The organism is Asticcacaulis sp. AC466 (assembly GCF_000495815.1).
In the GTDB taxonomy this organism is placed as follows: Bacteria; Pseudomonadota; Alphaproteobacteria; order Caulobacterales; family Caulobacteraceae; genus Asticcacaulis.
The window spans coordinates 20,691-29,935 of the sequence record NZ_AWGE01000010.1 but is presented as its reverse complement, the minus strand read 5'-3'; the positions used below and the strand labels follow the sequence as shown (position 1 = coordinate 29,935).

The following is a 9,245-nucleotide window of genomic DNA, read 5'->3' as shown; positions in this document are numbered from 1 at the left end:
CGTGGCTTAAGCACCGCATAGACCTCTTCGGCGGAAATACCCCCCGATACGCAGACAACGATCTGGTGCGGCGCGTACAGGGTTTCGGCAAACGCCCGCAAGGCGGCGGGTTCGACAGGCTTCAGGCTCTGCTTGCTGCCCAGTATGGGACGACCCAGAGACTGCCCGGTGAACATGGCCGATTGCAGCAGGTCGAAAACATGGTCGTCGGGCGTATCGTAGGCTTCGAGAATCTCCTGCTCGACAACCTTCTTTTCGCGCGCCAGTTCGTCGGCATCCAGCGCCGGGCGGAACATCAGATCGGTGACAATTTCCAAAGCCAGCGGTAACAGGCTGTTCAATCCACGGACTTCGAAGCGGGTATGCTCATAGCCGGTCGATGCGTTGATCGTGCCGCCCTTGTGCTCGATAGCTTCCGCCAATTCCCGGGCATTGCGACCACCCGCCCCCTTGAACACCATGTGTTCCAGCAGATGCGCCCAGCCGGATTGCTGTTCGGTTTCGAACCGGGCCCCGCCGTAGATAAGGGCGCTGAGCGCGAAGGTTTTCAGACCCGGCATGGGATCGACCAACAGGCGCAGGCCGTTGTCAAAGGTATAAAGCGTCTGGGTGTTCAGGATGGTCAAGCGGTCTTGTTCTTTCTGGCGCGTTGATAGACGACGCTACCGAAAACGCCGAGCAGGGCCCAGCCGAGGCCGAACCATGTCAGGGCGTATTCGAGGTGACGATTGGGCAGGGGCGCGGTTAGCGGCCCCTGTTGCAATCCGGGGATATCGGTATGGGAGGCTTTCAGGTCAAGGACGATGAAATAATCGGTCCGCAGGTCCGCCTTCAAGACGGGGCCCATCTCAGCCGGTGAGCGCCAATACCAGTCGTTTTCGGCCACCCGGTTGACTGGCGTAAAACCGCCGGCCTTTTCGAACGGCCGCAGGCGCCCGACGGGAGTAAGCGTGATCGGCACAGCAAGAGCAAGTTTGGTTTGCGCAAAGCCGAGATCGACCAAAATGGCCTTGCCCGCAGTCGGACATGCCGTCAGAACGCGATAGCCGGGAACGCCGCCCACTTCGGTATGCATATAGATCGGGGTATCTGGCTTAACGCTGCACGGCGCCAATGCCGCCGAATGCCAATCGGGCTTGGTCTGGGCCAGCAAGGCGTCCACGGCCACTGGTGCTGCAGCTTCCGTGCGCGCCATATCGGCGATCAGGCCTTCTTTCCATTTCAGGCGTTCAAGCTGCCAGATTCCCAAACCGTTCAGGATGAGAAAGGCAATGGCGGTGGCGACGGCCAGACCGGGGGGAACCGCTTTCAGACAATCGCGAAGCGTCATCTCAGTCGCGTACCTTATTGCGCAGCTGGGACGCAATCATCAGGGCCTTGAGCGGCTGCATGAGCAGGAGACTGACGATCACCGCCACGGCCGGCCAGATCATCAGGTGTATCATGGGCGACCAGTCCGGATACAGGAAGAAGGTCGTCAGCAGACCGCCACAGGCAATGAAGCCAGCAATCAGAATGACGAAGACGACGGGACCGTCTCCGGTGTCCGCCGCCTTGAAGTCTTGTCCGCAGGCGGCACAGGAATCGGCCGCCTTAAGATAGGATTTGAACAATCGCCCCTGACCGCAGACGGGGCATTTACCGGATGCGGCGGCAAGGAAATTCACCTTACCGCCTGTGGGAAGCGTCATTAGTGGTGACCGCCGAAAATAACATAAATGAAGGCAAACAGGAAAAGCCAGACCACGTCAACGAAGTGCCAGTACCAGGCAGCGGCTTCGAAGCCAAAGTGCTTCTTGGGGGTGAAGTCGCCATTGATGGCGCGGATCAGGCAAACAATCAGGAAGATGGTGCCAATCAGGACGTGGAAGCCGTGGAAACCGGTCGCCATGAAGAAGGCCGAACCATAGAGGTTGGCGGCACCGGTGGCACCTTCGGCATCGGGGAACAGGAAGAAGTGGAACAGGTGCTCATGGGCGATTTCACGGTATTCGGTGAACTGCACCATGGTGAAGACGGCGCCCAGAATGACCGTGAGCAGCAGGCCCCAGATGGCGCCCTTGCGGTCGTTTTTTTGCAGGGCGTGGTGCGCCCAGGTGACCGTGGTGCCGGATGTCAGCAGCAGCAGGGTATTGACCAGCGGCAGGTGCCACGGATCGAGCGTCTCGACACCGGCCGGCGGCCAGGTCGACCACGCAGTGCGGACTTCCTCAATGGCCGAATGATCACCGGCACGGTGCCCGTGGAACAGGGCCATTTCGAAAAATACCCAGAACCAGGCGACGAAGAACATGACTTCCGAGGCAATGAACATGATCATGCCGTAGCGCAAACCGAGTTGGACGACCGGGGTATGGTCTCCGGCCTTCGATTCCTTGATGACGTCACGCCACCAGAAGACCATGGTCAGGCAGATCAGTGTCAGGCCCAGCAGCATCAGCCACCATTGCCCTTTTTCGATACCAAATATGCCGCGCATGCCCGCGACCATGCCAAGAGCCCAAACGACCGCCGAGGCCGAGCCCATCAGGGGCCACGGGCTGGGATTGATAATATGATAATCGTGTTTAACGCCTGGATGGGCCATTTTGTTTCAACTCACCTTTGAGACAGCGCATGCGCGCCGTCATATTTTTGCAAGGCATAACCTGAAATTTTCGTTTATGCCAATTTCCGCTCAAACACAATCCACAGACCGCTCTCACGATCCCGTTTTTGCCACATTTTGCAACTGTTTCGATTCGAAGAAGGTATAGGATAGCGTAACATCTTCAACCGTATCCGTGTCGGTGTTAGTCATAAGCTTCGGATCCAGGAAGTACACGACCGGAAACCGTTGCGACTCCCCCGGTTGCAGGGTTACGTCATTAAAGCAGAAACACTGTGTCTTCATGAAATAGGCGCCCATAGTGTCGGGCAGCACATTGTAAGTCGCGCGCGCCGTGATCGGGTGATCGGCATTGTTGCGCACATCAAACCATACCAATGCCGTTTTGCCGACGCGGGTGTCCATATAGGGCTTCTCTGACCTGAAGCTCCATGGCACGTTGCGCGTATTGGTATCGAAGCGTACGCGGACAATGGCTTGGCTATCACCGTGAAGGTTCGCCAATGTTGCCTTCGCTTTACGGGCGGTACCGTTGAACCCTGTGGCATTGCAGAAAGCGCGGTACAGGGGCACGCTGGCATAGGCCATCCCCCCCATGAAAGCCAGCGCGCCGACCAGATACAGGACAACCTTTGTGTTGCGGTCCAGTTTCACCTATCGACTCGCCGAGGCCGGAGCGGATTGCGACGCGCGTATCTCAGCCGAGCGAAGAGAATCATGACGAATCCCCTGAGCCATGCGGGCCATGGAAATAAAGAACACCAAGGCCACGAATGCCGCCAATCCCACACCGATAAAGAGATTGCGCTTCTTCTGGGCGGCGAAGTAAGCCGCCTTTCCGTCGATTTCTGGGGTCATTTCTGGGGCCATTTCTGGGTTTTGGATCATGACATGAATCCGGTAATGAGATGTTCGATGAGCAAGGTAGCGAACAACGCTGTCAGGTACAGGATGGAAAAGGCGAACAGATTACGCGCGGACAGAGCCTCCTTTTTAACATCATAAAGGCCCTGCTCACCACCTTCCGGGTGATCGCCGGCACGCGACAAAAAGACGCGCACGGCCAGATAGACAAAAAAGGCACCACCGAGAATGGACACGCCCGCATAGGCGATTCCGCCCATCTTGAAGGCGATAGGCAGGCAAGCCACAGGCGCCATAACCAGAGAGTAGAGCAGGATTTGCAAACGCGTCGATTTGGCGCCCTTGACAACCGGCATCATGGGAATGCCCGCATTCGCATAGTCTTCGGTCGTGTAGAGCGCCAGTGCCCAGCTATGCGGCGGCGTCCAAAGGAAGATAATGGCAAAGAGTATCCAAGCCTCCAGGGGCGCATGACCGGTCGCCGCGGCCCAGCCGATAACCGGAGGAAAAGCGCCGGCGGCACCGCCAATGACGATATTCTGGGGCGTACGGCGCTTCAGAATCAAGGTGTAGAAAACGACATAATAGGCGATGGTCAGGGCCAGCAGCCCCGCGGCCAGGCCATCGGGAAATGCCAACCACATCAAGGCGACGGCCAGAAAGGCAAGAACGCCACCGAACGCCATGGCGTCGGTTTTGGTGATACGGCCGGCCGCAACAGGCCGAAGGCGCGTGCGGCGCATGAGGGCGTCCGTCTCGCCTTCTATCGCCATGTTGAGCGCGCCCGCCGCGCCGGCGCCGATCGCGATACAGAAGATGGCGACAGCCGCCAGAAACGGATTGATCGGAGTAGGCGCGATGATCAGGCCTGTCAGAGCCGTGAAGACGACCAGTGACATGACACGCGGCTTGAGCAGCTGGAAATAATCCTGCGGGCTGCCGCGCATCGCCTTTGAGGCATAGGCCGCCTGGAGATTGGCGGCCAATTCATCGCGGCTCAGGCTCTTGCCAGGCTTGTTGGGTGTCTTACTCAAAGGGGAGGCTTCCATGAACAAAGGGGGTGAAGATCTTACGAACTTCACCCCCCGGTTACGTCATCCGTTTCCGGATATTAGGACCGGGTGACTGGCCCGGCAAGCTTAGACTAGTGTTGATCGTCTTCCTTGATCACCGGCAGTTCGGAGAACTGGTGATACGGCGGCGGCGAAGACAAGGTCCATTCCAGCGTGGTGGCACCTTCGCCCCACGGATTGGCCTCCCCCTTGCGGCGGACGATTGCGGCTTCCAGGCACATTATGAGGAAGACAACAACACCGACAGCCGTAATAGCATAGCCGACCGACGAGATCATGTTCCAATAGGAGAACCCGACCGGATAATCGATATACCGGCGCGGCATGCCCTGCAGACCGAGGAAGTGCTGCGGGAAGAAGATCAGGTTGACGCCGATGAACATGATCCAGAAGTGCGCGCCGCCAAGCCACTTGTTGTACTTCACGCCGAACATCTTCTCAAACCAGTAGTAGAAACCGGCAAAGATCGAGAACACGGCGCCCAGAGACAGCACGTAGTGGAAGTGGGCAACGACGTAATAGGTGTCCTGAAGCGAATAGTCGACAGCGGCATTCGAAAGCACGACGCCCGTAACACCACCGACCGTGAACAGGAAGATGAAACCGATCGCCCACTGCATTGGAACGGTGAAGGAGATCGATCCGCCCCACATGGTGGCGATCCACGAAAACACCTTAACGCCGGTCGGGACCGCAATGACCATGGTGGCCAGAACGAAATAGGCGCGCAGATCGAAGCTCAGTCCGACGGTATACATGTGGTGTGCCCACACGATGAAACCGACAAAGCCGATGGCCACCATGGCATAGGCCATGGCCAGATAGCCGAAAACGGGTTTCTTGGAGAAGGTTGACACGATGTGGGAGATGATGCCGAAGCCCGGCAGGATGAGGATGTAGACTTCCGGGTGACCGAAGAACCAGAACAGATGCTGGAACATGACGGGGTCGCCGCCGCCGGTCGGGTCGAAGAAGGCCGTGCCGAAGTTACGATCGGTCAGCAACATGGTGATGGCGCCTGCCAGGACTGGCAGCGACAGCAGCAGCAGGAAGGCGGTGACCAGAACGGACCAGGCGAACAGCGGCATGCGGTGCAGAGTCATGCCCGGCGCGCGCATGTTGAAGATGGTGGTGATGAAGTTGATCGAACCGAGGATCGACGAGGCACCCGCCAGGTGGAAAGACAAAATGACCAGATCCATGGCCGGTCCGGGCGAACCGGTGTGCGACGACATAGGCGGGTACATGGTCCAACCGCCGGCAAAGCCGTGTTCGCCCCCGGGACCTGATGGCGTGAAGATCGAAATGCACAGCAGGACAAAGGCCGCGACCAACATCCAGAAGGAAATGTTGTTCAAGCGCGGGAACGCCATGTCGGGCGCACCGATCATGATCGGCACGAACCAGTTGGCGAAACCACCCATAGTGGCCGGCATGACCATGAAGAAGATCATGATGACGGCGTGAGCCGTGACGACGGAGTTATAGGCGTGCTTGGCATGATCGGGGTTCGACAGGTTGAACAGCCCCATCTGATCCAGCATCGAGCCCTTCATGAAGACCTGAAGACCCGGCTCGGCCAGTTCCCAACGGATCAGGCCGGAGAAAGCACCCCCGATGAGCCCCGCGAAGATGGCGAAGATCAGATAGAGGGTACCGATGTCCTTGTGGTTGGTCGTGAAGACCCACCGGGCAAAAAAGCCGGGCTTGTGTTCGTGATCTTCGTGCGCGTGCGCAGCATGATCATGAGAGGCGGCATGTGAAGACATGATGGTTATCTCTCTATACTGGTCTTAGTGCGCGGCCGCCGCGCCGTTACCGGCGGGCGTTGCGGAAGCGGAAGTGGCGGCGGCGGAAGATGAAGCCGCGGCGGATGCCGGCGCTTCCGCGCTTTGGGCAGCGGCTGAGGCGGCAGCGGCGGAGGCCACAGCTTCCGAAGCCAGCATGGCGCGCGTCTTTCCGCCCTGAGCGATGATGTAGGCGTCGAAATCAGCGTCGGAAACGACCTTGATCTCGATCGGCATGTAGGCGTGATCCTTGCCGCACAGTTCCGAACACTGGCCGTAATAGGTACCGATCTTCTTGGCCTTGAACCAGGTATTGTTCAGGCGGCCCGGAATGGCGTCAATCTTGAAACCGAAAGCCGGGATCGTGAAGGAGTGGATGACGTCGGCCCCTGTCGTCTGAACGTGGATGACCTTGTTGACCGGAACCACCAGGGGGTTGTCGACTTCAAGCAGATAAGGCACGCCTGCCTTTTGAGCGGTCTTCATATCCTTGGCATCTTCACGCAGCCGCGATTCGACGTCGGTAACACCCAGCTCAGGGAAGTCATAGGTCCAGAACCATTGGTTGCCGGTCGCCTTCACCACGACGTCGGGCTTGGGCATGTTGTTGTAGTCGCGCAGCAGGCCAAGCGAGAAGATGGCGATGACCACGAGAATCAGAACCGGAACGACGGTCCATAAGATTTCAATCAGGGTGTTGTGCGAAAACTTGGCCGGAACCGGATTGGACTTCTTGTTGTAACGGATGACGACCCACACCAGAAGCGCCAGAACAACCAGGCAGATAATCGTTATGATGGGGAACAGGAGGTCGTTATAAAACCACTCGGTCTTTTCCTTCAGGTCCGAGCCCGCCAATTGCCATCCCATGGCCTTGTCGGTTGGCTGCCCAAGAGTCTGCTTCACGTCATCGGCGAACGCCTGGGCGGTCATGGCCGCTGACAAAGCCAGCGTGGCAATCGCGCCGGAGCCGGCTTTAAACAGCCCACGTCCGAAAAGCCCTTTAATGCCCATTCGAAGAACCCTCATATTGCTGGCCGACAACGCATGCGCACCCGACCGCCCTAACCTGTATATCTTTTTGACGTAATGACGGCATCTATTTGCGAATCTGACGCAATTCGGACCTGTCATCCGCCCTATCCAACTGGTTCCCATAATGCCTTCACGCCAAAATGCAAAGGGCAAAAAATGGAATTTGCGGCGTTTATGGGAGACAATTGTGGCGGCCTCGTTAAAACTGTGGCGAAGATGCGGTCTTTTGTCGCAGCCACGTCTTCTTTCACTACCCTACCTCAGAGGACTATCGCCGCCCGCCATCACGCTCAGCCAAGTGAGTCGCTTCCTGAAAATTTTATCGAAATTTCAATTGCCCATAGCTATATCCTCCGCGCGTCCTTAAATAGAGCGTAGATTTCGTAACCTACGCAGGCAGAATTCATGGCCCTTTCCTCCCCCACCGACACTCATTCCCTGGCTTGGGGTGATTTCGATTTAACCGGTGCGCACGCCGTATTGGAGGAGTCGCTGAAAGGGGCGGATGACGGCGAAATTTTCATAGAAAAGCGTGAATCCGAAGCGCTTTTGTTTGACGACGGACGGCTGAAATCGAGTTCCTATGGTGCCGATCAAGGCTTCGGTTTCCGAATCGTCGCCGACGAAACCATTGGCTTCGCCAACAGCGCGGAACTGTCGCTCGATGCCGTGCACCGTGCCGCAGAAGCCGCAGTCCTGGCTAAAAAGGGCAAGTCGATCGATGTGCATCTCAACACGGACAATCCGGCCCGTTCGAACCAATCCTATTACCAGGCCCACGATCCCCTCGCCGAACTGGCATTTGCCGACAAGATCGCCCTTTTGCAGGCTATGGATGCCTATGCCCGCGACACGCACAGTGGCGTGGCCCAGGTGTCCGCATCTCTGGTCTGCGAAAAACGCGCCATCACCATTTTGCGCAGCGGCGGCGAGATATACCACGACTATCGCCCCTTGGTGCGCCTGAACGTCAGCGTTTCCGTCGAAAGAAATGGACGCCGGGAAACCGCGTCGCAAGGCGGTGGCGGCCGCATATCGTGGTTCGATATCACGGCGCCGGAAAAATGGCAGTCGCAGGTCGACGAAGCCATTCGCCAGGCGCTTGTCAATCTTGACGCCGTGGCGGCCCCGGCGGGAGAGATGGACATCGTGCTCGGGCCAGGCTGGCCCGGCGTGCTGCTGCACGAAGCGGTCGGTCACGGCCTGGAAGGTGATTTTAATCGCAAGGGCACTTCGGCCTTCTCCGGCAAGATGGGCAAGCAGGTTGCGGCAAAGGGCGTGACCATCGTCGATGACGGCACAGTCCGTGATGCGCGCGGATCTCTCAACATTGACGACGAAGGCACACCAACCTCCTGCACGACCCTGATCGAGGATGGCATTCTGGTCGGTTACATGCACGACCGCCTGTCCGCCCGCCAAATGGGCGCGACGGCGACCGGCAACGGACGTCGCCAATCCTATGCGCACCAACCCCTGCCCCGCATGACCAATACCTTCATGCGGCCCGGCGCCGACAAGCTGGATGACATGATCGCCAACACCAAGACCGGTCTCTACGCCGTCAATTTCGGCGGTGGGCAGGTCGATATCACCAATGGCAAATTCGTCTTCCAATGTACGGAGGCTTACCTGATCGAGGACGGCAAAATCGGCGCCCCGGTCAAGGGCGCCACCCTGATCGGCGACGGCCCCGCCGCCATGCGCCAGGTCGATATGATCGGTGACGATTTCAAGTTCGACCCCGGCGTAGGCACGTGCGGCAAGGCCGGCCAGAGCCTGCCCGTCGGCATCGGTCAACCCTCCCTGCGCATCCGTGGGCTGACGGTCGGCGGCACATCCTGAAGCCATGATGGCGATTTTTACATTAAATCGAGG

General features: G+C 58.2%; 10 protein-coding genes. 1 reads left to right on the top strand and 9 read right to left on the bottom strand.

The features are described 5' to 3' along the window. From AEAC466_RS34085 to coxB, 9 genes are all read right to left on the bottom strand, one after another. The coding region (locus AEAC466_RS34085) for a M16 family metallopeptidase (protein WP_023458330.1) at nt 1–626 on the bottom strand (626 nt) is incomplete at its 3' end. Beyond that, on the bottom strand, nt 623–1,330 hold the full coding sequence (locus AEAC466_RS34080; protein WP_023458329.1) for an SURF1 family protein: 708 nt from the start codon (nt 1,328–1,330) through the stop codon (nt 623–625). The genes AEAC466_RS34080 and AEAC466_RS34085, both read right to left, overlap by 4 nt. A 1-nt stretch (nt 1,331) precedes the next feature. Next, nucleotides 1,332–1,691 carry a DUF983 domain-containing protein gene (locus tag AEAC466_RS34075; RefSeq protein ID WP_023458328.1) on the bottom strand — a complete coding sequence of 120 codons (360 nt, stop codon included), beginning with the start codon at nt 1,689–1,691 and terminating at the stop codon, nt 1,332–1,334. Further along, complete coding sequence (locus AEAC466_RS34070) at nt 1,691–2,587, bottom strand: cytochrome c oxidase subunit 3 (RefSeq protein ID WP_023458327.1); 897 nt, start codon at nt 2,585–2,587, stop codon at nt 1,691–1,693. The genes AEAC466_RS34075 and AEAC466_RS34070 overlap by 1 nt, the downstream gene beginning before the upstream one ends. A gap of 114 nt (nt 2,588–2,701) precedes the next feature. Beyond that, on the bottom strand, nt 2,702–3,262 hold the full coding sequence (locus AEAC466_RS34065; protein WP_023458326.1) for a cytochrome c oxidase assembly protein: 561 nt from the start codon (nt 3,260–3,262) through the stop codon (nt 2,702–2,704). Continuing rightward, nucleotides 3,263–3,496, bottom strand: coding sequence for a hypothetical protein (locus AEAC466_RS34060; protein ID WP_023458325.1), 234 nt, complete (start codon nt 3,494–3,496; stop codon nt 3,263–3,265). After that, entirely contained in the window at nt 3,493–4,419 is a 927-nt protein-coding gene (gene cyoE, locus AEAC466_RS34055; protein ID WP_052025120.1) for a heme o synthase, read from the bottom strand. The genes AEAC466_RS34060 and cyoE overlap by 4 nt, the downstream gene beginning before the upstream one ends. A gap of 197 nt (nt 4,420–4,616) precedes the next feature. Then, nucleotides 4,617–6,314, bottom strand: coding sequence for a cytochrome c oxidase subunit I (gene ctaD, locus AEAC466_RS34050; protein WP_023458323.1), 1,698 nt, complete (start codon nt 6,312–6,314; stop codon nt 4,617–4,619). Between the two features lie 24 nt (nt 6,315–6,338). Continuing rightward, a complete protein-coding gene (coxB, locus tag AEAC466_RS34045) occupies nt 6,339–7,346 on the bottom strand; it encodes a cytochrome c oxidase subunit II (RefSeq protein ID WP_023458322.1) in 1,008 nt (335 codons plus the stop codon). A gap of 426 nt (nt 7,347–7,772) precedes the next feature. Between coxB and tldD the strand changes: the two genes are divergently transcribed. Beyond that, the gene (tldD, locus tag AEAC466_RS34040; RefSeq protein WP_023458321.1) at nt 7,773–9,212 is read left to right on the top strand and encodes a metalloprotease TldD; all 1,440 of its coding nucleotides are present in this window, start codon (nt 7,773–7,775) and stop codon (nt 9,210–9,212) included. Nucleotides 9,213–9,245: the final 33 nt, after the last annotated feature.

Coding starts and splice junctions, on each gene's coding strand:
- cyoE (WP_052025120.1), bottom strand. CDS start 4,419: ATGCGCGGCAGCCCGCAGGATTATTTCCAGCTGCTCAAGCCGCGTGTC.
- AEAC466_RS34060 (WP_023458325.1), bottom strand. CDS start 3,496: ATGATCCAAAACCCAGAAATGGCCCCAGAAATGACCCCAGAAATCGAC.
- coxB (WP_023458322.1), bottom strand. CDS start 7,346: ATGGGCATTAAAGGGCTTTTCGGACGTGGGCTGTTTAAAGCCGGCTCC.
- ctaD (WP_023458323.1), bottom strand. CDS start 6,314: ATGTCTTCACATGCCGCCTCTCATGATCATGCTGCGCACGCGCACGAA.
- AEAC466_RS34080 (WP_023458329.1), bottom strand. CDS start 1,330: ATGACGCTTCGCGATTGTCTGAAAGCGGTTCCCCCCGGTCTGGCCGTC.
- tldD (WP_023458321.1), top strand. CDS start 7,773: ATGGCCCTTTCCTCCCCCACCGACACTCATTCCCTGGCTTGGGGTGAT.
- AEAC466_RS34070 (WP_023458327.1), bottom strand. CDS start 2,587: ATGGCCCATCCAGGCGTTAAACACGATTATCATATTATCAATCCCAGC.
- AEAC466_RS34075 (WP_023458328.1), bottom strand. CDS start 1,691: ATGACGCTTCCCACAGGCGGTAAGGTGAATTTCCTTGCCGCCGCATCC.